21 protein-coding genes are annotated in these 25,860 nt (G+C 36.8%); 14 read left to right on the forward strand and 7 right to left on the reverse strand.

All coding sequences use genetic code 11. From position 1 onward, the window contains the following. Window positions 1-45 precede the first annotated feature (45 nt). From C8J95_RS00505 to C8J95_RS00530, 6 genes are all read left to right on the forward strand, one after another. A complete protein-coding gene (locus C8J95_RS00505) occupies window positions 46-528 on the forward strand; it encodes a DUF2271 domain-containing protein (protein ID WP_059155904.1) in 483 nt (160 codons plus the stop codon). 15 nt (window positions 529-543) lie between these two features. Then, window positions 544-2,739, forward strand: coding sequence for a PepSY domain-containing protein (locus tag C8J95_RS00510; RefSeq protein ID WP_107807165.1), 2,196 nt, complete (start codon window positions 544-546; stop codon window positions 2,737-2,739). A gap of 5 nt (window positions 2,740-2,744) precedes the next feature. Continuing rightward, a complete protein-coding gene (locus tag C8J95_RS00515; protein WP_185124580.1) occupies window positions 2,745-3,716 on the forward strand; it encodes an FAD:protein FMN transferase in 972 nt (323 codons plus the stop codon). A 149-nt stretch (window positions 3,717-3,865) separates the two neighbouring features. Further along, entirely contained in the window at window positions 3,866-6,994 is a 3,129-nt protein-coding gene (locus tag C8J95_RS00520) for a glycoside hydrolase family 2 TIM barrel-domain containing protein (RefSeq protein ID WP_255412687.1), read from the forward strand. 128 nt (window positions 6,995-7,122) lie between these two features. Continuing rightward, window positions 7,123-8,094, forward strand: a complete 972-nt coding sequence (locus C8J95_RS00525; RefSeq protein WP_107807168.1) for a hypothetical protein — start codon at window positions 7,123-7,125, stop codon at window positions 8,092-8,094. A gap of 9 nt (window positions 8,095-8,103) precedes the next feature. After that, window positions 8,104-10,611, forward strand: coding sequence for a hypothetical protein (locus C8J95_RS00530; protein WP_107807169.1), 2,508 nt, complete (start codon window positions 8,104-8,106; stop codon window positions 10,609-10,611). Window positions 10,612-10,678: 67 nt separating this feature from the next. Here C8J95_RS00530 and C8J95_RS00535 read toward each other — a convergent pair whose 3' ends face one another. Together C8J95_RS00535 and C8J95_RS00540 are read right to left on the reverse strand one after the other, a co-directional pair. Beyond that, complete coding sequence (locus tag C8J95_RS00535) at window positions 10,679-11,251, reverse strand: YiiX/YebB-like N1pC/P60 family cysteine hydrolase (RefSeq protein ID WP_107807580.1); 573 nt, start codon at window positions 11,249-11,251, stop codon at window positions 10,679-10,681. A gap of 161 nt (window positions 11,252-11,412) precedes the next feature. Continuing rightward, a complete protein-coding gene (locus tag C8J95_RS00540; RefSeq protein ID WP_107807170.1) occupies window positions 11,413-14,391 on the reverse strand; it encodes a glycoside hydrolase domain-containing protein in 2,979 nt (992 codons plus the stop codon). 168 nt (window positions 14,392-14,559) lie between these two features. On the opposite strand from C8J95_RS00540, the gene C8J95_RS00545 reads away from it, so the two are divergent. Then, the gene (locus tag C8J95_RS00545; RefSeq protein ID WP_107807171.1) at window positions 14,560-15,282 is read left to right on the forward strand and encodes a hypothetical protein; all 723 of its coding nucleotides are present in this window, start codon (window positions 14,560-14,562) and stop codon (window positions 15,280-15,282) included. A 126-nt stretch (window positions 15,283-15,408) separates the two neighbouring features. Here the strand turns inward: C8J95_RS00545 and rpsJ are convergent, their stop codons facing one another. From rpsJ to C8J95_RS00570, 5 genes are all read right to left on the reverse strand, one after another. Continuing rightward, window positions 15,409-15,714 (reverse strand): 30S ribosomal protein S10, encoded by a 306-nt coding sequence (rpsJ, locus tag C8J95_RS00550; protein WP_009087374.1) that lies wholly within the window; start codon window positions 15,712-15,714, stop codon window positions 15,409-15,411. Between the two features lie 18 nt (window positions 15,715-15,732). Continuing rightward, window positions 15,733-17,850: an elongation factor G gene (gene fusA, locus C8J95_RS00555; protein WP_059155913.1), complete on the reverse strand. Its 2,118-nt coding sequence runs from the start codon at window positions 17,848-17,850 to the stop codon at window positions 15,733-15,735. An 8-nt stretch (window positions 17,851-17,858) separates the two neighbouring features. Next, the gene (rpsG, locus tag C8J95_RS00560) at window positions 17,859-18,335 is read right to left on the reverse strand and encodes a 30S ribosomal protein S7 (RefSeq protein ID WP_034871612.1); all 477 of its coding nucleotides are present in this window, start codon (window positions 18,333-18,335) and stop codon (window positions 17,859-17,861) included. Between the two features lie 22 nt (window positions 18,336-18,357). Further along, the gene (rpsL, locus tag C8J95_RS00565; RefSeq protein ID WP_009087380.1) at window positions 18,358-18,765 is read right to left on the reverse strand and encodes a 30S ribosomal protein S12; all 408 of its coding nucleotides are present in this window, start codon (window positions 18,763-18,765) and stop codon (window positions 18,358-18,360) included. Between the two features lie 150 nt (window positions 18,766-18,915). Continuing rightward, the gene (locus tag C8J95_RS00570; protein WP_107807172.1) at window positions 18,916-19,878 is read right to left on the reverse strand and encodes an alkaline phosphatase family protein; all 963 of its coding nucleotides are present in this window, start codon (window positions 19,876-19,878) and stop codon (window positions 18,916-18,918) included. Window positions 19,879-20,120: 242 nt separating this feature from the next. Here C8J95_RS00570 and C8J95_RS00575 point away from each other — a divergent pair, with 242 nt between their 5' ends. The 7 genes from C8J95_RS00575 (at window position 20,121) to C8J95_RS00605 (ending at window position 25,789) form a co-directional block, all read left to right on the forward strand. Continuing rightward, on the forward strand, window positions 20,121-20,597 hold the full coding sequence (locus C8J95_RS00575) for a Dps family protein (RefSeq protein ID WP_107807173.1): 477 nt from the start codon (window positions 20,121-20,123) through the stop codon (window positions 20,595-20,597). 116 nt (window positions 20,598-20,713) lie between these two features. Then, entirely contained in the window at window positions 20,714-21,901 is a 1,188-nt protein-coding gene (gene pncB, locus C8J95_RS00580) for a nicotinate phosphoribosyltransferase (RefSeq protein ID WP_107807174.1), read from the forward strand. A 5-nt stretch (window positions 21,902-21,906) separates the two neighbouring features. Next, window positions 21,907-22,368, forward strand: coding sequence for a YciI family protein (locus C8J95_RS00585; RefSeq protein WP_107807175.1), 462 nt, complete (start codon window positions 21,907-21,909; stop codon window positions 22,366-22,368). Window positions 22,369-22,420: 52 nt separating this feature from the next. Then, window positions 22,421-22,909 carry a TspO/MBR family protein gene (locus C8J95_RS00590; protein ID WP_107807176.1) on the forward strand — a complete coding sequence of 163 codons (489 nt, stop codon included), beginning with the start codon at window positions 22,421-22,423 and terminating at the stop codon, window positions 22,907-22,909. Window positions 22,910-23,029: 120 nt separating this feature from the next. Next, complete coding sequence (gene rmuC, locus C8J95_RS00595; RefSeq protein WP_107807177.1) at window positions 23,030-24,526, forward strand: DNA recombination protein RmuC; 1,497 nt, start codon at window positions 23,030-23,032, stop codon at window positions 24,524-24,526. Then, a complete protein-coding gene (locus tag C8J95_RS00600) occupies window positions 24,527-24,952 on the forward strand; it encodes a hypothetical protein (protein WP_107807178.1) in 426 nt (141 codons plus the stop codon). Between the two features lie 72 nt (window positions 24,953-25,024). Then, window positions 25,025-25,789 (forward strand): RNA methyltransferase, encoded by a 765-nt coding sequence (locus tag C8J95_RS00605; RefSeq protein ID WP_107807179.1) that lies wholly within the window; start codon window positions 25,025-25,027, stop codon window positions 25,787-25,789. Window positions 25,790-25,860: the final 71 nt, after the last annotated feature.

A 25,860-nucleotide genomic window follows, 5' to 3' on the forward strand; every position in this document is an offset into this window, starting at 1 on the left:
TTATAGCAGACTATACAGATCATTAAACAATAATAAAATAAACAGATGAAATCATTTTTCAAAATACAGCTGGTAGGAATCCTGACTTTACTTTGTGCAGGCTTTGCTACAGCACAAGTATCCAAATATAAATGTATGCTTCAAATGGTAAACTATACCGGAGAGAAAGCTTACATAGTAGTATCATTAATCAACCCTAAAGGACAATATGAAAAAACCCTTTATATGATGGGACCAGACAAAAAATGGTATGATACACTAAAGGAATGGCACAAGTCACAAGGGAAAAGCAATGTGAAACTTAATGCTATTACCGGAGCATCCGTTGCTGGTGGTGACAGAAGTATTACCACTTTTGCAATAGAAGATAAATTCCTTAATAAAGGATACAAAATTCGTTTCGAGTCAGCAGTAGAAGATCAGAAATACTATATCAGCGACATTGAAATTCCGTTAACCTCTGCAGAAGTTACAGCTAAGGCAGAAGGTAAAGGATACATCAGATACGTTAAACTAAATAAGTTATAATAAAGAAATCCAAAGATGACATTATCTATTTGGAGGTATGCACACTTAGCCTTAGCTATTCTTACATTTTCTTTTTTAATCGTAGCTTCCTCCACCGGAGTAATATTAGCTTACGATGCAGCTCAGGAAAAAGTGCAACCTTATCGGGTGGATGATTTCAGCGAACTAAATCTTGCGCAATCCCTACCGGAATTGCGCAAAGTTTTTCCGGAAATCACCGAAATTACTGTAGACCACAATCAATTTGTTACCCTGGAAGGCTTCGATCAGGACGGAAAGGAGGTTAAAGCTTATATTAATCCTAAAACCGGAAAGATCCTGGGCAAACCCGTTGAGAAAAGTGAATTTATCAACTGGATAACATCTCTTCACCGTTCCCTGTTTCTAAAAGAAACCGGACGCTTTACCGTGGGTGTAATTTCTTTTCTCTTAATGCTGATCAGTATTTCCGGATCAATCTTAATTATCAAAAGACAGCAAGGTGTAAAACACTTTTTTGACAAGATCAAGAAAGATTTCTTTTCGCAGTACTTTCATGTTGTATCAGGAAGACTTCTCTTGATTCCTGTTTTAGTTATCGCTATAACCGGAACTTATCTGTTCATGATTCGTTTCGAGTTTATTCCTAAAGGGAAAAATGAAAATGTTGCTATTAAAAAGAGTAATGATGAGTCTGAAAAGAAATTGGCAGATTTTCCAATCTTTAAGGAAACCAAATTCAGTAGTGTAAAAAAAATAGAATTTCCGTTTATCGAGGACGAACCTGAAGAGTACTTTGTTCTAAAACTTAAAGATCGTGAGATTTCAGTAAATCAGATCAACGGTAATATTGTTAAAGAAGAAAAATATCCTCTGACTACTATTTACGACAACCTCAGCCTTAGTCTGCATACAGGTCGTGGCAGTGTTACATGGGCTATTATTCTGGGATTGGCCTCTCTTAATATTCTCATGTTTATTTATTCCGGTTTTGTGATCACCTTCAAAAGGACAAGGAATAAAATCAGAAACAAATATAAAGCAGAAGATGCAGAGATTGTTATTCTGGTAGGTTCGGAAAATGGCTCTACTTTAGGTTTTGCAAGCCATATCCATTCGCAATTTAATTCGGCCGGAAAGAAGTCTTTCCTTGCTGAACTGAATCAGTACAAAGCTTTCCCAAAAGCACAGCATATACTGATTTTTACATCAACCTATGGTTTGGGTGATGCACCAACCAATGCTAAACATTTTAAAAACCTGTTGGCTAAATTTCCGCAAAACCAGAAAGTAAAATATTCTGTCGTAGGCTTTGGATCCAAGGCTTATGAAGATTTCTGCGGTTATGCTGTTGAAATCGATAAGCTTCTGAGTGAACAAAATTGGGCTGAACCACAATTAGCACTACATACAGTTAATGACCGGTCTACAACTGAGTTTGCAGAATGGGCCAAACAATGGAGTTATGAAACTATGATTCCTTTAGCATCTGCCCCCTCATTATACAACCAAAAGACGCCTCCTCTAAAACCGATGAAGGTAGTTGGTAAAAGTGAGATTGTGGAAGAAGTAACAACATTCAAAATACTTCTGAAACCTGGACGTACACTAAGTTTTAAATCGGGTGACCTGTTGGCTATCTATCCGGATAGTGATCATAAAGAACGCTTCTATTCCATAGGGAAAGTAGACGGTGCTATACAACTTGTTGTAAAGCTTTATGAAAACGGATTAGGTTCCGGCTTCCTTTACAAACTGAAAGAAGGTCAGGAAATAAAAGCCCGTATTGTTAAAAACTCTGAATTCCATTTCCCCAAAAAGGCAAATAAAGTGGCTATGATTGCTAACGGAACCGGAATTGCTCCTTTCCTGGGAATGATTGAGGAAAACTCTAAAGAAACGGAAGCCCGCCTTTACTGTGGATTCCGCAGATCCAGCAAGCTCACCAAAAGCTATGAAGACTTTGCTGCAGAAAACATACAGAAAGGTAAACTGGCTAAACTAAATCTTGCCTATTCCAGAGAAGAACAGTCTCAGTACGTTATGGATCTGGTAAAAAGAGATGCTGCATTCTTTATGGATTTGCTAGCTCAAGGAGGATACATCATGATTTGTGGTGCATTAAAAATGCAACATGATCTGGAAGATCTTCTAAGAGATTTGTGTGCACAACAAAATAAAAATTATGAGGATTATAAAGCCAACGGACAAATATTGACCGATTGTTACTAAACCATATGAACAGAACTGATCTCTTCATCAGAATTACATTACTACTTTGTACCATCAGTATCTCTGCACAAGTACAGAGGAGCAGGCTTGTTACACTAATGGGAAGCCGGTTTCAGATAACCCTGGTAGATAAGGATTCTATCTCTGCGGAACAGAATATTGATAAAGCTATTGCTGAAATTACCAGAATCGAAAATCTTATTTCTGAATGGAGACCCGAAACACAAATTTCTCAGGTAAACCAGAATGCGGGAATAAAACCGATAAAAGTAGATAAGGAAGTATTTGACCTGACGAAAAAAGGCATATACTTTTCTAAACTTACAGACGGAGCCTTCGACATCAGTATTGTTGCTATGGACAAAATCTGGAAGTTCGACGATTCTATGGATGAGCTTCCAAGTGAACAAGCTATTAAAGAATCGGTAAGACATGTTGGCTATCAGAATATAATACTCGATAGTACCAATTCTACTATTTTTTTGAAAAACCCCGGAATGAAAATAGGTTTCGGTTCTATTGGTAAAGGCTATGCCGCGGATAAAACCCGGGACCTGATGAAAAGTATGGGAGTAAAAGCGGGAATTATCGATGCTTCCGGAGATATCTCTACATGGGGAACCCAACCCGATGGAAAACCATGGACAATAGGAATCAACAACCCATTCAATGATCATAAAATGGCTGCTGTTCTCTATTTCAAAGAAAATGCTGTAACAACTTCCGGCAGCTATGAGAAATATGCAGAAATTCATGGGAAACGTTATTCTCATATTATGAATCCTAAAACGGGATATCCATCTACCGGTCTTACAAGCGTGACGATTACAGGACCTAATGCAACTATGGCCAACGGTTTCAGTACCTCTATTATGGTACTAGGCGAAAAAGAAGGCTTAAAACTCTTAAAGCCGTTTCCGGAATATCATTATCTGCTAATTACTGACAAAGGAAAGATTATTAAGAATATCAAATAAAACAAAACGAGCCGGAAAATATTCCGGCTCGTTTTTATTAATCTCTTGGGTATTCATATAGTTTATAAATAATAATCATTATAATTCATTATCTTAGAGGTCGTTATCTGCTTACAAACAGATATACACAAGCATAAACTAATACCAAGATGATCAAACACAAAACATTTTATTGCTGTGTAGCAATGCTATTTGGTGCATTGCTGTATAGTCAGGAAGCTTCCGAATCTTATATGTCGGATCCTACAGTCAATGCAGTAAATAGGGAACCTATGCGCGCCAGCTATTTTGCTTACTCCTCAGCAAATGAGGCTAGGGAAAGCAATCCCTGGAAAGTATCCAACTATCAGTCTCTTAATGGTGCCTGGAAATTTAATTGGGCAGATGCTCCTGCCAAAAAGCCAAAAGGTTTCTGGAAAACAGATTATAATGACAGCCAATGGCAAAGTCTAAATATCCCGGCAGTATGGGAACTCAATGGCTATGGAACGCCTATTTATGTCAATCAGCGCTACGAGTTCGATTACCTTATGAAGCCTAATCCACCACATGTTCCGCAGAATTATAATCCCGTAGGGTCTTACCGTAGGGAGATTGTAGTAGATAAGAACTGGGATGGTAAGGATATTTATATTCAGTTTGGAGCTGTACGCTCCTGTATGTATCTATGGGTAAACGGACAGTGGGTTGGCTACAGTGAAGACAGTAAGCTGCCTGCTGAATTCAATATTACCAAATACATCAAACCTGGCCAGAAAAACGTTATTGCCTTTCAGCTATACCGTTGGAGCGATGGTACGTATATGGAATGCCAGGATATGTGGAGGCTTTCCGGTGTCACTCGCGATACCTGGCTTTATGCGCGCGAACCTGTTCATATCAGAGATTTACAAATTACCGGAGATTTAGACAAAAACTATAAAAATGGCATTTTAAATGTCGATCTAAATCTTTCTAATCATAAAAATATACCAATAAAAGGTTATTCCGCCAATATAGAATTAAAAGACCAGCAAGGTAAGACTGTTGGAACAACAAAAATTCCGGTAGATAATCCCACAGCACTTAAAAATATAAAAGTCCCTGTTAACCGTCCGGAACTATGGTCAGCCGAGATTCCGAATCTGTATACAGTTTTGGTTTCGTTGCAAGATGCTTCCGGAAAGCTGCTGGAAGTTATTCCACAGAAAACAGGATTCCGTAAGGTAGAAATCAAAAACGGAGTTTTACTCATCAACGGAAAAGCACCATTAATAAAAGGAGTCAACCGACATGAAATGGATCCTGAAACAGGATATGTTGTTTCGAAAGAAAGAATGGAGCAGGACATCCGGATTATGAAGGAAAATAACATCAATACAGTACGTACCAGCCATTATCCCAACGATCCTTATTGGTACGAATTATGTGACCGCTATGGAATGTATGTAATAGATGAAGCCAATCTGGAAACTCATGGTATGGGCTATGGAGAAGAAACGCTGGCCAAGAAGCCAGAATGGTATAACCAACACCTGGAAAGAAATCAGCGTATGGTAGAGCGGGATAAAAATAATCCTTCTGTAATCATTTGGTCTCTGGGTAATGAAGCCGGTATGGGTGAAAACTTTGAAAAAGCTTATCAGTGGGTTAAAAACAGAGACGCATCCCGTCCGGTACAATACGAGCGTGCCAATATGGGTGCTACAGATATCTATTGCCCTATGTATGTATCGCCTGAAGATATGGTGCGCCATGTAAAGGAAACTAAATCTCCAAAACCTTTTATACAAACAGAGTATGCACATGCTATGGGAAATTCTCTTGGTGGTTTCAAAGACTATTGGGATACCATTCGTGCTAATTACCCTAAAATGCAGGGTGGCAATATCTGGGATTTTGTAGATCAAGCTTTTCTGGAGATCACACCTAAGGGTGATTCTATTTATACCTATGGCGGAGACTATGGATTCAATATGCCTAGTGACAATAACTTCAACAGTAATGGACTTATTGCTGCCGATCGCAGTCTGCATCCACACATGCTGGAAGTAAAGCAACTATACCAGAGTATTCACACTACAAATACTGATGCAGCTAAAGGAAAAGTAAAAATATTTAACGAATTCCTATTCAGAGATCTTAGCGATGTCTATATGCAATGGGAAGTAATTGCAGATGGCAAGCCTATAAGAGCAGGTCGTATTAATGATCTAAAAGTAGCTCCTCTACAAAGCACTAACCTGGCTATTCCTTATACTATTCCTTCGGATGATAAAGAATATTTTCTGAATGTATATTATAAAACCAAGAAGAAAGACGGACTTGTTAATGCCGATTGGGAGATTGCCAAAGATCAGATTCTCATCAAATCATCTCAGCCAGACAATAAAATGACTTCGGGTTCCCAAACCGGAACTCTGCAACTAAAAAGCAATCCTGATAACATTACCTTATCCGGAAATGGCATTTCAATTCAATTTGATCGTAAAGACGGATTGATACATCATTATATAATTAATGGCACTGACTTCATGGAGAAAGGATTTGCCCTGAAGCCAAATTTCTGGCGACCGCCAACAGATAATGACTTTGGAGCCGGACTTCAGCAAAAGTTACAAAACTGGAAACGCGCCAGCTACGAATATGAATTAACATCCCTTCTTTCGGAAAATGAGGGCAAGACGACCAAAATAACAGCTACCTACAACCTGCCTTATGTAAATGCAGTATTGAATATTGTATATAGAGTTGCTGACTCTGGCCAGATAGATGTTACTCAGACTATGAAACATCAGGAACTAACTGCCAAAATACCTATGCTTCCTAAATTCGGTATGCAGTTGGTACTTCCAGAATCTTATGAACAAGTCAACTGGTACGGCCGTGGTCCGGGTGAAAATTATCAGGACAGAAAAGAAAGTACATTTATAGGTCTTTATCAAAGTACTGTGAAAGATCAGGTTCATCTGTATGTAAGGCCGCAAGAGAGTGGTAACAAGTCGGATGTGCGTTGGTTCACACTAACTTCTTCTAACGGAACCGGTCTTAAATTTAGCAGTGGTGCTTCTCTCAATTTTACAGCAAGGCCATTCTTAGACGGAGACCTTGATGATGGTATTGCAAAGAAACAATCTCATTCAGGATCATTGAAGCCAAGACCATATACCGTACTGAGTATAGATTTGCAACAAATGGGCTTAGGATGTATAGATAGTTGGGGGGCTTTACCGATGGAAGCCTATCGACTAAATTATCAGGATTATAATTATCAATTTACTATAACTCCTGTAAAGTAATAAACAGTATAATCATAACTATAAAGGCGGTCTGTATAAGGCCGCCTTCTTTTTTTATCCGGTTTTCTTATTTATGATAAACTGAATTACAGGCCCGGAATACTTATAATAATTCAATACCTTTGAATATGAAAAAAAGTTTACTTCTCCTGTTATTAATATCCGTATTTACATGGTCTTGCAAAAAAGGAGAAAAAATACATCCATATACTTTCTACTACTGGAGAACTAATTTCGAACTCAATCAGACAGAAAAACAGGCTTTGGAAAAAGCCAGTACTCCGATATTGTACACCCGATATTTTGATATTGACAAAGTTAACGGACGCTTTCAACCCGTAGGGATTCTGACATCTAAGCAAAGTATTCAGCAAAAGATAGTTCCTGTTGTTTTTATTATGAACAGGGTGTGGGAAAATATAACACCTGAAGAACTAGACTTTCTTGCAGCAAAGACTAACGAGTTCATCCAAAGAGTCAGCAAAGAAAATGCTTTTAATACCATTAACGAAATTCAGATTGACAGCGACTGGACAGCCGGAACTAAGGCCGATTATTTTGCTTTTCTGAAAAAGCTAAAACAGGTTTCGGGAAAAGATATTTCATGTACCATACGCCTTCATCAGGTGAAGGACAAAAAGAATACCGGCATTCCGCCTGTAAGCAAAGGCTATCTGATGTGCTACTCTACCTCTTCTCCTCTGGAAGATAAACCGGAAAACTCGATTCTGGATGTTTCAACGCTGAAGAATTATTTATCCGGTATAGATGAGTATTCCCTGAAACTGGATATTGCTTTGCCTATTTATTCATGGGGAATTGTGACAAATCATTTGGGAAAACATAAACTCATAAATGCCGTATCAGAAGAAAACCTGAAAGCTGATCCAAAGTTTAAGAAAGTAGCTGAACATGTTTACCAGGTTGAAGAAGATCATTTTTATGAAGGTTTTTATCTTAGTAAAGGCTTTCAGATCAAAGTAGAAGAAATCTCTCAAAAGGATCTGGATCTGGTAAAAGGCTTCCTGGACAAAAAATTAAATAACTACAACATTATTTATTATCATTTAGATTCACGATTTTTACACTATCAATACTAAAAACCAATTATGAAAAAGATATTAACTTCCGTTGCACTATGTTTTCTGATGTACAATCAGGCTTCTGCATGCGCCGATTCAGACACAGATGGTATTTACTTCAATCTGTTTGGGCAAGAGATTATTCAGCGTCCTGAATACTTCCCATTTTTGTTGTCTTATGACTATGCATATTACGAACCGGAAAGCAAACTGAAAGCAGAAGATGAAAATATAAAAGACTGGGAGAAATACTTCAACAATCAGCTGTCTTATGAAGAAACCAATGCTCTGGTGAAGGTAGTTGGGCTGAAGCATATGCAAAACTGGAAAAAAGGAGATCTTACACACCAGCTTTCAAAAAAACTGGGAAAAGATTTCTATACCAAATACAGGGACGGACTAGATTACCTGACAAAAGCGAAGGAACTGGAGCCTTATATGTTTGTAAAATATGTTCCGAGTAAAGATTCTTTTTATTCCTCACACTCAGAAGGGCAGCGTAATGCATCGGATCTGAACTATACTGCTACGGTAAAATCTTTACTGGATGGTTATAATGCAGCTAAAGGAGCAGATATAAAACTAAGATATGCCTATCAGCTTGTAAGATTTAATCACTATAATTTAAAATTTGATGAAGCGGTTAAGGCATTTAATACCTACGCTGCACCTTTGAAGTTGAAAAATGCAATCTATTGGGATGCACTTGATCAAAAAGCGGGTGCACTAAGAGGATTAAAGAAAAAGGATGAAGCTAACTGGGATTTCTTTCAGGTATTTATTCATAGAAAAACCAATAAAGAATCTGTTTATTCTTCATTGAAGCTTACAGAAGCCAACGATTTCAAAAGTTTACTGGCAAGAGCTAAGACTCCTGAAGAAAAGAACATGGCCTATTTCCTTTTGGCTTATAACGAGTACAACAATCCTGTACCTATTATGGATAAAATGATCGCCAACAATGCTGATTCGGAAATCCTGAAAGTTCTTGCAGTAAGAGGCATCAATCAACTGGAACGAAATTATCTGCCAACGAATATTTATTGTTACGATCTTAACTGCCAGTATAAAACTAACAAACTTCCGTTCTATGGTTCAACATATTCTTATCAGGACAAAGGAGGCGGAAACTTTGTAGCAGCACTAGATAAAACTTTGCAAAATGCCAAAGCAAAAAGCCAGGACAAAGCGTTCTGGGATATTTCAATTGCTTATCTGAAGTTTTTACAAAGTGATTATGCATCGAGCGTTGCTATCCTGAATAAAATATCTGCTACTAACCCCGAATATCAACAGCAGATTACAAAGATGAAAATGCTGAATGATATCCTTTCTCAGAAGAAGATAACTCCGGAATTCGAAAACAGCCTGCTTACAAAATACAGTGAGGTCTTTAAAGAAAATCAAAATACAGATGACAGGTATGCATGGAAACATATGCAGACCAGAGATTTCATCATAGATATACTGGCCAACCGTTACTTCATGGAACATCAGGATGCTAAATCTTTCCTGCTGAATAATAAACTTTCCGATCTGCAATATAACCCTAATTCGGATCTGGTAGCTAAAGTTCAAGCATTCTATAAAAAGCCAAATAAAACAGCGCTTGAAAAATATATCACCAAAAGCTTTGACAATGTTGGTGATGTAGATTCTTTCTTTAATATTATCTATGGAGACCGTGCCATGCGTACAGGTGATTTTCAGAAAGCGCTCTCTTTCTACCAAAAGTCAAAAAACTTCAAAGGTATTCCAAGAACTGAAGCCATATATGATGATAAGGGAAATTATCATCCTAGCCTGGTTGTTTATAAATCGGGGGCATACGACGGATATAACAATATTCCATCATTGGTATTCGGAATAAATAAATGGGTAAGCTATGAAAGTGCTCCAAATGAAACCATGATCGCAGAAGATACTTCGGCTTTCCCTTTCCTTACCAAAAATATGAATAAGATGCAGCTGACCGAGGCTCTTATACAATTAAAAAAGATTGGTGAAGGGAATAGTGACAAAGCTAAAATGGCCAATCGTCTGATCGGTAATCTTATGTATAATACTTCCATTTTAGGATATTACCGCCATATTTTTGTAATGGATGTTGATAATGCTAACGGTCAGAAGTTTCATTTTGACAATTCCAAAGGTCAGCCTTTCCACTTCTATTATAAGAACTTTCTGGACGCTCACTATGTAGAGCCCGATAATTTCGATATTGCTATCGGCTATTTCCAGAAAGCTTTACAACAGTCTCCAAATAAAGAGGACAAAGCCAATATTCTCTTCCAAATGGCACAGGCTGAGCAAGGAAAATACTATCAGTGGGAAGCAGCACAAAATTCGAACACCTCCTACAGTGATAAGGATTATGATGCTAAAATGAAGAAGTTTGATAATATGTTGCTAACAACAAAGAATCAGAAATTCCGAACCTATTTTGCCGAACTGAAAAAGAATTACAATAACACTTCTACGGTAAAAGCTTTAGAGACTAATTGTCTGTATTTTGATTATTACATGAGCAAGTAATCAAAATACCTCTATAAATAAACATGGCGCTAAGAATCTTAGCGCCATGTTTATTTATATTTATGAATTACTTCTGCTCTCTTATTTTCCCAAGAAATTTTATTTTAGGCGAAGCCGCCATCCCATTGGGGTTACATCCTGGCTTACCTTCCGGTACTTCCAGGTTTTGTTTTTTATAAAAAGCTTCCCATGCAATATCGGTTTTACCGGTTTTAGGATTGACAAAGGTCATTGGCTCTAACTGAAAAATAGAATCTCTGGCAAAACTTCTGTGAACAAAATCGGAACAATATAATTGATCATCAGAAAGTATATAACTATAATTGTATGGTCTTCCCAGCCAATTTTTAGCAACGTTAATAGCATTGGGAATACTCTTACGATACGCTGTTCTCAGGCGGTATACATCTACATGGTTATTATCATTCTGTTCGTCCCGAAGGAAGTGGTCCAAAGGAACCCTTTCGGATCCGTTCCGGGTACCGGCATGCAAAACCCAATAGTTTTTACCTTCTTTTTCTAACATTCCGATATGGGAATAGTGTGTTGATTTATCTGTCTGAGTCACCCGGTCTATAGCACCTGATAGTGTACTGCCATTGGCCGAAACCAGTAAAAGATCTCCGTTCTCTAACTGCATACCATATTTTGTTGCACAGGATCCTAAAACAAAAAGTATGATCCCTAATAATATTATCTTTAAGCTTCTCATTTGCAATGGCAAATATAGCTATTCTGTAAAAAATAAAAACCTTACAGATTTTGTTTCTGTAAGGTTTCTAATTTATTTGGTCATATTATTTATTCAATAACCAATAGCCAGCCTTTATTTTGAGCAACCGGAATAGCATCGTTTATACTAAACGTTTTAGCTTCCTGGAAGCCTTCAATTGCCTGTGCTTTTATTACAGCTTTCTTAGGATTAATTCCCAGTTTCTTCCAGTCTATATTTAGTTTTACAGAGGTATCACCGGAAGCCCAGCTTGCCAATGCTACCATCACTTTGTTATCTTTCTTATAAACTGTTGCCAGAACTTCTTTATTGTCTGTTTTTACCGGATTATTATCTACCCAGTAGCCTATCATTTTAGATCCTTTAATTCCGAAATTATCCCAAACCTTCCACAGATGGGTTGGATTACTTTTATCCGACCAGCCCAACCTGTTTGTCATCCCGAAGATCATTCCTCTCCATTGGTTTCCGTCATTCTGTAACATCTCTCCCATTAAACCGAAAGGAATACCACTAACTTCTGTAAGGAAGAAATCCGGTTTATTCTTCTCATAATCGAAATACTCCCCAAACCATAATCTGTTCAGATACGGGAAATGTTCCATATAAAGATTAGCACTATTGTTGAAACCGTCTTTATCATTAAACTGATTGGCAGAATGCAGATCTATAATACCCGGATGTCCGTTTTTAGTCATCACTTTTTTTACACGCTTCATTGTAACCCTGTCGAAAGCTACATCATCCAGATAAATTCCATCAATACCAATATTATCAACCAACCAGTTCATACCTTCTACGTAGTAATTATGCCAACGGTTCATACCACTATTGATAATAGCTGCATCTTTAAACTCCGGAACATACCATGCTGCAATATAATCGTTGTGAAGATGTTCTTGCAGCCACGAATAACCACCTCCTTTCCCGGCAGAAAAAACTTCGTGTCCCAGACTTCTTACAGGATATAGCTCGTACATTCTATTGGAAACCTCACGGATGGTATTGTAGATTTTAACCTTCAGTCCGCTCTGGTGTGCCTTGCTGATATAATCTTTCATTTCTTTTGTAGCAATGAAGGGGTAATTGATATATGGATTTATATCAGTTCCATGGTGAATATTGATTACGTTGGCACCACTTTCTTTGGCTTTTTCTATCGGAACATATTTATGGTAAAATCTGTTTTCCCATTGCCATTCTGTATTTATAGTATGGAAAGGCGTGATGAGTAAATGGAAGTTATAATACAACTCCTCCCCTTTTTTCAGGTTTCGGCTTCCGCTGTAATTATTAACAATTACTCCGGATTTGTCTTCTGTAATATTAATTCCGCCCATGTTATTATTTCCCCATGAACCCGGAAGTATCAAAGGCTTTTGTAAATAGAAATTAGTATTCAGCGGGCGTGAGTATTTTTCATCCCGAAGACTAAACTGCAGCCCGGCATTTACATTACCTAACCAGGCTCCATCCTGATTCTTTTTTGCTACATCCCATTTCCAAGAGAAATTTTCAGGACGGTTACCTCCTTTCTCGCCTAACCCCATTAGATACTTGGATGCATAAGATGAAAACGGAATTTGCATAGAGATATCCTTTAGTTCTACATCGTTCAGCGCAGTTACTTTTACTTTATATTCCATAAAGCCATCAAACTCCAGGGATCCTTCTATTTCCATTTTCAGGTTCTGTCCCTGGCTTTTCGAATACCAGCTGTACAATCCTTCTTCTTTTTTGACCAGCTTAAATTCTGCCTGACCAAGCTTCTCGGGGGTTCCGTTAGCATTTACTATATTAAATTTAACTGGCGAAGCCAATACCTCATTGGCCTTTGTGGAGATTTCCGTCATCTCCTGAGTAAAGAATGTCTGTATTTTTGCAGGAAGCCCATCCGGCGAAAGAATTACCTTTCTTCCTAACAGAGAAATTTCACGATTGGTTGTATTATATACTAATGGTGTATAAGGTTTGATTACCGTATTCTCTTGTGCCATGGTAGAATTAAGCCACGGAAGGCGCGTCATCTTCCAGGGTTCATCATAACCTTTGTGCTTTGCAATAGAACCGGAGATACTAATTTCTACCGGAATATTTTGTGCTGGTGCATTCTCCGGCTGAATAGTTACAACAGCTTTGTAAGTCCCGGCAGGGACATCAGTAGGAATATCAAATCCACACCAAATGGACTGAATATTACCTGGTGCCACATTTACGGCAAATTTCAGAGGTTTTCCTTCATAGCTGGTACCATCTATATTGATGGAAGTAAAAAGCGAGGAATTTATTTTACCAGCAGAGGAAACTAAATCTGTTGCAGTAACTTTTACATTTTTCAGTTCCGTAGCTTTTGCCAGTACACCCAACTGAAAAGCATAAAATTCTCCTTTGTCAGTATTTCCGGTAAATTTGCTATTATCCCTCTTAGGATCTACCCATATCTGCGGAAGTTCATTCATCTTTACCGGATTCTCTCTGGATTCCGGGAATATCAGATAGGCATCATTTGCATGTTTTTTCAGATACTGATCTATCTCTGCTTTTGACGCCAGAACTTCCATAGGATTGTTCTCGTTAAATCTGTCTACAGCATCTATCCGCATAAACTTTGCTACCTCACTTCCCTTTACATCTGAAGTACCAGGAACTGTTTTTTTAAGATAAACAGCCTGCGGGTAATTTTCACTAGCCTTCAACTCATAAGGAAGATAATAAATATAGTATGTCCCTTTTCCGGAAACAGGGTCGAAAAGAACTTCTCCCTGTTCTCTGTTGATATTGAGATAAGCATTTACTTCGTATTGTTTCTGCGAGGTACTGTCTACTACTAAAATCCGTTGTCCGTCTTTTACTTCGGGATTTCTCCACGGAATTACAGCTTTTGCAACTTTAGATTTTCCCTCAAATTTTACAACTGCTCTTTTGTTACCCAATTTATCGGGATTCCAAAGCTCTTTTTGTGGAGGATAAATATGCTGAGCATGTATTGCAATACCCAGAAATGAAAGTACGGACAGCCCTAATTTTTTAGAGTATGCTGTTTTCATAGTTTATGGTTATTTGTTTTATTCTATCAAAAGTACTACTCTTCAACTAATTAACAGTCATAAGTTTTGATATTTAATCCCTGAAAACAGTGATTTTAGCAGTTTATCTGCTCCAAAGCATATTAGATATTCAGGCTTTTCGCTACTTTCACCACATAAAAAACAAATATGAAAAAGACATTCGGCTTATTATTTTCATTTATTTCTTTGTTGGCTTTCTCACAGATGCAAACATATAAACTGGAGAATGCAGTTTCATACAGGATTAAAGACGATTTTTACTCCAATTTTCTAAATATTTTTTCAACATCGGATTATTCAGCTAATCTCTTTGTCGTAGCAACCCCCATGGGAAACACTGCTTCCTTAAATGTAAATAACCATTTTTATGCGGTATATTCAGATGATGGGAAAGTTTTTAAAATTGATGTTGAAGAAACTTTTGACAGGAACAAGTATAAAAATAATAACGATCCGGATCTTGACTTAACAGATTTTAAAAATACTCTTCTGGTAAAAAGAACAAACAAGAAAGAAACTATAAACTCCAAACAATGTGATGTATATTCTATAACCAGTAAGGATGGCAAAAACAACAATGAAACAGTTTGCATTGATACAACATCCAGATTGAATACTGTTCCTTTTATAATTCCGGCAATAAAAGATTCGGTAAAGGGCTTAGTCTACCGTATTGGTAATAAAATCGAGCTCAATTATTCCGGTACAATTGAGGATATGGAAAAAGAAGAAAAAGATTCTGAAGATGGAAGTGATGGCGAAGTGACTAAGACAAAACAAAAAGATCTCGTTATACAGTTTAATGAAAAGACCGAAATAGAAAATTATAAGAAGGAATACAACAAAAAGAGATATTTTAAAAAAGAGTAAAAGGTCATAGTCTTCCAGCTATGCTCATATATGAATTATAAAATCTCTTGGTACAGAAATGCGTAAAAAAACACCACATTCTTTCGAATGTGGTGTTTCTATTATCACGGCAAAGTATGCACGTTATCACACTTTAATTTCTACGTCTACACCGCTAGGAAGTTCTAACTTCATTAGAGCATCCACAGTTTTAGAAGAAGAAGAGTAGATATCCATCAATCTCTTGTGAGCAGAAAGTTGGAACTGTTCTCTTGATTTCTTGTTTACGTGTGGAGATCTCAACACAGTGAAGATTCTTTTATTTGTTGGTAAAGGGATTGGCCCGTTTACGATAGCCCCTGTAGCCTTTACTGTTTTTACGATTTTCTCAGCAGATTTATCAACTAAGTTGTAATCGTAAGATTTTAGCTTTATTCTGATTCGTTGTGACATTTTTAATCTAATTTAAAATTAACCTCTAGCTTTTGCGATTACATCCTCAGCAACATTGCTTGGAGCTGGTTCGTATTTCTCAAATTCCATAGAAGAAGTAGCTCTACCAGAAGATAATGTTCTTAATGAAGTTACATAACCGAACATTTCTGATAATGGAACGAATGCTTTGATAACTTTAGCGTTATTTCTGTCATCCATACCGTTTACTGTACCTCTTCTTCTGTTAAGGTCACCTACGATGTCCCCCATGTACTCCTCAGGAGTTACAACTTCAAGTTTCATAATAGGTTCCATGATTACAGGCTTAGCAGCTCTACCAGCTTCTTTGAAACCTAGCTTCGCAGCCAATTCGAAAGATAACTGATCGGAGTCAACCGGGTGGAAAGATCCATCCTTAAGAGTTACTTTGATACCTTCAATTTCGAATCCAGCTAAAGGACCATTTTTCATAGCCTCTTTGAAACCTTTTTCTACAGAAGGAACAAATTCTCTTGGAATGTTACCACCTTTAATTTCGTTGATGAATTCAAGACCTAACTTACCTTCTTCAGCAGGACCGATTTCGAATACGATATCTGCGAATTTACCACGACCACCAGTTTGTTTTTTGTAAACTTCTCTGTGGTTAGCAGTAGCAGTAAGAGATTCTTTGTACTCAACCTGAGGCTGACCTTGGTTAACTTCAACTTTGAATTCTCTTCTTAGACGGTCTACAATGATATCTAAGTGAAGCTCACCCATACCAGAGATAATTGTTTGGCCAGAAGCCTCATCAGTTTTAACCTGGAAAGTTGGATCTTCTTCAGCAAGCTTAGCTAATGCGTTACCAAGTTTATCCTGGTCTGCTTTAGTTTTAGGCTCAACAGCGATACCGATTACCGGATCTGGGAAGATCATAGATTCAAGAACGATAGGGTTCTTTTCATCAGATAGAGTATCACCAGTTTTAATATCCTTGAAACCTACAGCTGCACCAATATCTCCTGCCTCGATATACTCAACAGGGTTTTGCTTGTTAGCGTGCATCTGATAGATTCTTGAAATTCTTTCTTTGTTACCAGATCTTGTGTTAAGAACATAAGAACCTGCATCTAGTCTACCAGAGTAAGCTCTGAAGAATGCTAAACGACCTACGAATGGGTCAGTAGCAATTTTAAATGCTAAAGCTGCAAATGGTTCTTTAACGTCTGGTTTTCTTGTAATTTCTTCATCAGTTCTTGGGTCTGTACCTTTGATATCGTCTTTGTCCATTGGAGAAGGAAGATATTTACATACAGCATCCAGCATGAACTGAACACCTTTATTTTTGAAAGATGATCCACAAGTCATTGGGATAATAGAAAGATCAATTGTAGCTTTTCTTAAAGCTTCGTTGATTTCGTCCTCAGAGATTGAATCTGGATCTTCGAAGAATTTCTCCATCAAAGTCTCATCATAGTCAGCAACAGCTTCAACTAATTTCTCTCTGTATTCAAGAACTTCAGCTTTCATATCCTCAGGAATTGGAACTACTTCGAAAGTAGCACCTTGTCCAGCCTCATCCCATACGATCGCTCTGTTCTTAATAAGGTCTACAACACCTTTGAAGTCCTCTTCAGCACCGATAGGTAATACAATTGGAACTGCATTAGATCCTAACATTTCTTTAACCTGGTTTACCACGTTAAGGAAGTCAGCACCTTGTCTGTCCATTTTGTTTACGAATCCCATTCTAGCAACTTTGTAGTTGTCAGCAAGTCTCCAGTTGGTTTCTGACTGAGGCTCTACTCCGTCTACTGCAGAGAATAAGAATACTAAACCATCCAATACTCTTAAAGAACGGTTTACTTCTACTGTGAAGTCAACGTGTCCCGGTGTATCGATGATGTTGAAGTGGTATCCTTTAGTTTCTGGTAAAGATTTACCTTGGTCTGTAGGGAAGTTCCAGCTACAAGTTGTAGCAGCAGAAGTAATGGTAATACCTCTTTCAGCTTCCTGCTCCATCCAGTCCATGGTAGAAGCACCTTCGTGAACTTCACCAATCTTGTGAGTTTTTCCTGTATAGAAAAGGATACGCTCAGTTGTAGTAGTTTTACCAGCATCGATGTGTGCAGCGATACCAATATTTCTTGTGTATTTAAGATCTCTACTCATCTTACAAATTAAAATTTAAAGTGTGAGAATGCTTTGTTAGCCTCAGCCATTTTGTGCGTATCTGTCTTTTTCTTAACAGCAGCACCTTCTTCTTTAGCAGCAGCAACAATCTCTGCAGCTAATTTCTGAGCCATAGACTTATCATTTCTGGCAGTAGCATACTTAATTAACCACTTCATTGCCATAGAGATTTTTCTATCTGCACGGATAGGCATTGGAATTTGGAAGTTAGCTCCTCCAACTCTTCTAGATCTTACCTCTACGTGTGGCATTACGTTAGTTAACGCATCTTTCCAAATTTCAAGGGAAGTTTTTTCCTGATCTTCTTTCTTCTTTTCAACGATTTCTAATGCATCATAGAAAATTCTGAAAGCGATAGACTTCTTACCGTCTAACATCAGGTTATTTACAAATCTTGTTACCAATTGATCATTAAACTTTGGATCTGGTAGCAAAGGTCTTTTTTTAGCTTTTGTCTTTCTCATTGTACTGTTCCTAATTTAATGATTACTTTTTCTTACCTGTAGCTGCAGGCGCTTGTCCTGGTTTAGGTCTCTTAGCTCCGTACTTAGATCTTCTCTGAAGTCTTCCGTTAACTCCCGCAGTATCTAAAGCACCACGTACAATGTGATATCTAACTCCCGGTAGGTCTTTCACCCTTCCGCCTCTTACCAATACTATCGAGTGCTCTTGAAGATTATGTCCTTCTCCCGGGATGTAGGCGTTAACCTCTTTACCATTAGAAAGTCTAACTCTCGCAACTTTTCTCAAAGCTGAGTTAGGTTTCTTAGGCGTGGTTGTATATACTCTCGTACATACGCCTCTTCTTTGTGGACATGATTCCAAAGCAGCCGATTTACTCTTCTTAGTAAGCGTGGCTCTTCCTTTTCTAACTAATTGTTGAATAGTAGGCATGTAATTGCTTTATTATTTTTTATTTGAGGATGCAAAAATATAAATTATTTTTTGATTTACAAACAATTATGTTTTTATTTCGTGCAGAAAAATCAGTATTAAAATTTGTAAACCATATCATTACAATTCTAATGCTCATTATTTCTTCACTTATTTAAATACATCTTTTATTACTTTTCCTTTTGAATATTGCAGCGGAAACTGCAGAAGTTCTGCAATCGTATTTGCAATATCTATTTGTTCATAACTACCCGTATTAATGGTAGCATTCTTTTTAAAATCCGGCCCCATTGCAAAAAATTCAATATGTCTGCAACCTACACAATCATCGCCATGATTCTGGAATCCACCTTTGCTATCAATGTGCCTTCCGTGATCGTTACTTACAATTAATGTAGTCTTATCTTTATATGAAGGCAAAGACTGGATATAGTCCCATATTTCTTTAATTGAAGCATCTGTTGTTTTTATAGCCTTAATATATTCTTTCCAATTATTATTATGTCCATAAGAATCTACATCTTTCAGATTTATAACAATAATATTAGGACTATACTTTTTCATTACCTCTTTTGTATTCGCTACAGTTACAGCATCATCACGATAGTTGGATCCATTACCGCTGATACCACAGTCTGCGCTGGGCTGAAACTTATCTTTCCAGCCATCAAGCTTACAATTATTCAGAACTTCAAGTTTGTCTTTAGATGCTATAACCCAGGCTTTAGTCTTGTCCGCTCCGGTATACTTCAGCCATTGCTGCATTATTGACGGAAACCCTGGCAGCTCTTTTCCATTATTTTGTATGGACTCATAGACTCCACTACACATTGCGCTATGACCCGGGTTAGTATTGGTTGTACCATTATTTTTAAAGTCACTGATAAAAACCCCTTGCTGTAAAAGATTTACCCTATTCGGAATATTCTCTTTATTGGCAGCCTCCCAGGTCTCGGAGATACGCGGACCGTCTACTACAAGCAGAACAACATTTTTGGTCTGGTACTTTTCTGCCACCTTTTGAGAAGATTCAAATGACTCATTATTATTATCACTACATGAAAATGATAACAACAATGAAATAAGAGGAAATAGTAATGTGAATTTCTTCATTATAAATATTTTGTGATTAGTGTTTTTATATGACGGCAAAAATAACGCTCCTCTCCTATTAAGACGATGAACATAATATTACAGAATCATTAAAAGTATTTAACACACTTTTTCATAATCATCCACTGCAACTTTTAATACTTATCTTTGAGTTAGATTTAATCTATCAATATAAAATAAATCAATAGTTTTTATTTATTAAATTTGTATATCGAAATATTAACATTAATAATATAATACAAATGAAAAATTCTAATTTAATAGGACTAAAAGCAGAAGATTGCAGGAACATTGCTGAAAAACTAAATGTTTTATTGTCTAACTATTCAATATTTTATCAGAATACACGTGGAGCGCACTGGAATATAAAAGGTGATTTATTCTTCACGCTTCATCCAAAATTCGAAGAACTTTACAACAGCCTTATATTAAAGATTGATGAAATTGCAGAAAGAATCCTTACACTAGGTGCACAACCACAGCATAATTATTCATTCTATATTAAAAATTCATCTATTAAAGAGAGCAATGAAGTAAGTGATGGCCGTAAATGTGTTGAAGACATTCTTGCTTCTTTCAAAAAGATTATCGAGCTTCAAAGAGAATTACTGGACATTACAGACGAAGCAGGTGACGAAGGAACAAACTCTTTAATGAGCGATTATATTACAGAACAGGAAAAAGAAGTATGGATGTATAGCTCTTTCCTTGGAAAATAAACTCATTCTATATCATATAATATATAGAACAAAGCAGCCTCTTTATTTTAAAGAAGCTGCTTTTTATTTCTGCAATCTTTCATCTATCTTCCTTATATTAGCATAAATAAACGAAGATGTTAGAAGATCATAACGTAAGATTGGTTTCCCTATTAGATAATGATTTTTACAAATTTACCATGCAATGTGCTGTTGTAAAGCTGTTTCCAAGTGAAGTTGTAAAATATGATTTTATAAATCGTGGCAAACACGAATATCCTGAAGGCTTTGCAGACGAGCTGAAAAAAGCTGTCAATGCAATGTCTCAACTAAGGCTTACCAAAGAAGAAAAACAATTCTTAAAAAAGACATGTCCATATCTGGACTTGCCCTATATAGACTTTTTAGAAGGTTATCGCTACGACCCATCCGAAGTACACATTAAACAAGAAGGATCGAACCTGGAAGTACAGGTTTCAGGATTATGGTATCGGACAATCTTGTGGGAGGTTCCTTTATTATGCTTGATCAGCGAGCTTTATTACTCCATGAAAGGACTTCAAAGAGAAGATGATGAAACAATCATTCAGAAGACTATAGAGAAAGAGAAAAAGTTTAAAACACTTCAGGTTCCTTTTGCAGAATTCGGAACAAGAAGAAGACACTCTTACAGGGTACACCGATTGGTTATGCAGGCACTTACATCGATGGAAGACTCTACCTTTACAGGATCTTCCAATGTACACATGGCCATGTTATACAATGTAAAACCAATTGGTACACATGCCCATGAATGGTTTATGTTCCACGCAGCAGAATATGGCTTCAAGATGGCTAATTCTCTTTCTCTGGAACATTGGGTAGACGTCTATCGTGGCGATTTGGGAGTTGCTCTTTCAGACACCTATACTACAGATGTATTCTTTCAACAGTTTGATAAAAAATTTGCAAAACTATTCGACGGCGTAAGACATGACAGTGGAGATCCTATAGAATTTGCAAACAAAACTATAGAACATTATAAAAAGCACGGTATCAACCCATTATTTAAATACATTATTTTCTCTGATGCCCTGAATCCTGAGAAAGTTGAAGAAATTACCAAAGCCTGCCGTGGCAGAATTGGAATTTCCTTTGGTATCGGAACCAATCTGACAAACGACGTTGGTCTTGCTCCGAGTAATATTGTAATGAAGCTTATCAGTGTAAAAGGAATCAATAACGAATGGATTCCAACAGTAAAGCTTTCTGATGAAAAAGGTAAATATACCGGAGATCCTAAAATGATAGAACTGGCAAAAGAGTTTTTACAAATAAAAAGCTAACAGCTATGAAGGCAAAAAATTTTATAACAGGAATAGCAATACTTTCAGTTGCATTATTACAAGCACAAACCCAATCTGAATATAATGAAAAGCTGGCAAAAGATTTGGAAGCAGATAAATATGGGATGAAAAAATACATGTTTGTAATTTTGAAATCCGGAAAAACAGAACTAGCAGACAAAGCAAAAAGAGCCGAGCTGATAAAAGGACACCTCACAAATATTGGAAAACTTGCCGAAGCCGGAAAACTGACAGTGGCCGGACCATTTTTGGAAAAGAATGATAAAAATTACAAAGGCATCTTCATCCTTAATTCCGATAATAAAGAAGAAACAGAAACACTTTTAAAAAGTGATCCTGCTATTGCTGCCGGTATTTTCGATGTAGAAATTTACCCGTGGTATGGATCTGCCGCATTACCCACCTATCTGGAAAATCATAAAAAAATAGCCAAAGAAAATCCATAGTGATTTTCTTTTTTATTTTTGAGTAAATTTGCATAACCAAAGAGAAGAGCATATGAAAAGACAAATTGACTGGAAGGCTTTAGCTGCATGTATATCCTTTCATGTATTTGTATTTTTCATTATACACACTCTAACACCTGCCAACTCCTTCAATGTATGGTACAACCATTTGGACAAACCGCTCTTTACTCCACCATCTAATTTTTTGTTCCGGACTATATTTCTTATGTATTTCTTTTCCGGCATCGCATTTTATTTCATCTGGAAATCTAAAGAAAACCGTCTCAAATATCGTCAGAAAGCGCTTACATGTTATTATATCATTTTCGTACTCATATCCTTATGGTTTATCATTTTCTTTAACTTCAAATTATTAGACCTAGCAGTTATTGTAAATGTCATCACATGGGTACTTTCCATAATTCTATTCTTCCTCTTCAAGCGAGTTTCTAAACCAGCAAGCTATCTCATACTTCCCACTTTGTTATGGGATACTTTCAACATGGTTTTAGCCTGGGGATTCTGGCAGCTAAATCATTAATTTTTTTTCTTTTCTTTCTTCTTAATAATCAGCATATAAATCATTATTTTACGGTTTCCAGTAAAGAATACCCTTATAATTAGTTTTATATTGCCACACAATATTTTGTAATTTTGGAAGATGGAAATAACCTATTTACTTATTGGATTTATTGTTGGCGGAATTATTGGTGCTGTAATTTTGTATTTTATTTCAAAATCATCTTCCATTTCCAGAAATTCATACAACGAATTAAACAATTCATACATTAAAAGTGTATCAGATCTGGAAAACCTTAATCTGAAGAACCAGGAACTCGTACAGATTATTAATAAAGAAAAGGAACTCAGCCAGCAGCAGTCAGACTTATTAAGCGATCTGAAGAATGAGTTTGCAAAAATATCAGCTGAATACTCCGCTCTTAATTCTCAATCTCAGGAACAGAAACAAACAAATACAAAACAAGTATCCCAGATTGAAAACCTTATATCTGATAAACAAACATTATTTGCCAAAAATTCTGAATTATCTGCTATTAATGAAAGTTTACAGAAATCTCTTGAAACCCAAAAAGAAGAGGTAACCAAAATCCAGGAAGAAGCGAAACTTCAATTTGAAAACCTGGCCAATAAAATTCTGGAAGAAAAGACTGAAAAGTTCACCACTCTTAATCAGAACAATCTTAAAACAATTCTGGAACCTTTTCAGGAAAAAATTGCTGATCTAAAAAATAGAGTCAACGAAGCTTATGAAAAGGAAAATAAGGAGCGTTTTTCATTAGCAGAAAAGGTAAGAGAACTTGCGGAGCTAAATCAGCAAATCTCTGAAGATGCTAAAAAACTAACAAGAGCCTTGAAAGGAGAAAGCAAAACCCAGGGAAATTGGGGAGAAATGATCCTGGAAAGCATTCTGGAAAAATCCGGATTGGTAAAAGGAAGAGAATATTATCTTGAGCATGAACTCCGTGATGAGAACAACAAAGCTATCTATTCTGAATTCTCTGGAAAAAAAATGCGCCCAGACGCGGTTGTAAAGTATCCTGACGAAAGAAATGTGATTATAGATTCCAAAGTTTCTCTAACAGCTTTCACTGAACTTGTGGATGAAACTGATGCTGAAGTCTATGCAATAAAACTTAATCAGCATTTATCTTCTATTAAAAATCATATTCAACAGCTTAGCCAGAAAGCATATGATGACTATGGAAAATCTCTGGACTTCGTCATGATGTTTATCCCTAGTGAACCAGCTTATATTGCAGCAATGCAGGCTGATCAAAATCTGTGGAACTATGCCTACGAAAGGAGAATTTTATTACTAAATCCGAGCAACCTTATTACTTCCCTTAAGCTGATTGCTGATCTGTGGAAGCGGGAATACCAAAACAGAAATACAATGGAGATTGCTGACAGAGGCGCTAAGTTGTATGATAAGTTTGTAGGCTTTGTCGAGAATTTAGAGAAAGTAGGTAAAGGACTTGACCAGGCTAAAAACGCATATACCGATGCTTACAAACAGCTTTCCACAGGAAATGACAACCTTGTAACACAAACTCAAAAGCTAAGAGCGTTAGGAATTAAAAGCAAGAAAGAGCTTCCACAAAGCCTTATAGAAAATAGCGAAAGCATCGAAGAATAAATGAAACCACAAGGCCTGACACTAATTATAAGCATTGCGTTATTTATTGCATCATTAACGCAGATTGCCGTTAATATGGGTAGCGACTATATGCTTTCTGTAGCATGTCTGTTGTTAGGCTGGGCTGAAGTTTTTGAAGGAGGAATTGCCTGGCTGGCAAATCCTCTTTTATTTATTTCATGGTTATTACTTCTAATAAAGCAACCCAAAATAGCTGCACCCCTATGCTTAATCACATTCCTTTTAAGCCTTTCTTACCTTTCCACCAGCACTATTACAGTTAACGAAGGTGGTGGCAAAGCCTCAATCACCTCTTATGGCTTAGGATATTACCTATGGCTGGCAAGCAGCATTTCTCTATTTATTGGAAACATCTGGACGATAATATCCAACAAAACATCTACTCCAGAGAAATCATCTGTATAAAAAGAATCAATACCCTGCCTTATGAAATAGCAAAAAACCTTTCTAATGATAAATTTTGCCTAGTTTTGCAAAATGCAAATAGAAAGTCTACAGAACGATAAAATCAAAAAGCTAACTCGTCTTATTTCTAAAAACAATGAACGTCGCAAAAGTGGGATTTTCATTGTAGAAGGTGTTCAGGAGAACGAAAGAGCTATTCAATTTGGCTATACTCCTACAGAATTCTTTATCTGTAATGATATATTCCATGGAACTATCCCTTCTGCTGTAATTAATAATGTTTCTGCAAAGGTTTATGAAGCAATTGCATACAGAGGAACCTCAGAAGGCATTATTGGAGTTTATCAGGAAAAACAAAAATCATTAGAACACTTTACTCCAAAACCTAATTCCGGAATCATCCTTCTGGAAAGTGTAGAAAAACCTGGTAATCTTGGTGCTGTGCTAAGAAGCTGTGAAGCTTTTGGAATAGATGCTATTATCATTACCGATCCTAAAACCGATTTTTACAATCCAAATGTAATACGCTCTAGCGTTGGCTGCCTGTTCGGAATGAACTTCTTCCAAACAGATAATGAGTCAGCCATAGATTTCTTTAAACAGCACAACTATCAGATCATCACAACATTTATGGATGATAATACCAAACAGATTCAGAATGCTGATTTTAATAAGAAGACTGTTACCTGCTTTGGTACAGAACATTCCGGATTAAGCGATTTCTGGAAAGACAAAGGCAGCAATTACCTGATCCCAATGACGGGTAGCATAGATTCTCTCAACCTGAGTAATGCTGTAGCGATTACATGTTATGAGATCCTGAGACAAAAGATATAAAACCAACTATAAACAAAAAATCCCCTAAACTTATTTAGGGGATTTTTTTTATGACAATATAATCATAATGC

This window comes from Elizabethkingia sp. YR214 (assembly GCF_003058195.1).
GTDB lineage: Bacteria > Bacteroidota > Bacteroidia > Flavobacteriales > Weeksellaceae > Elizabethkingia.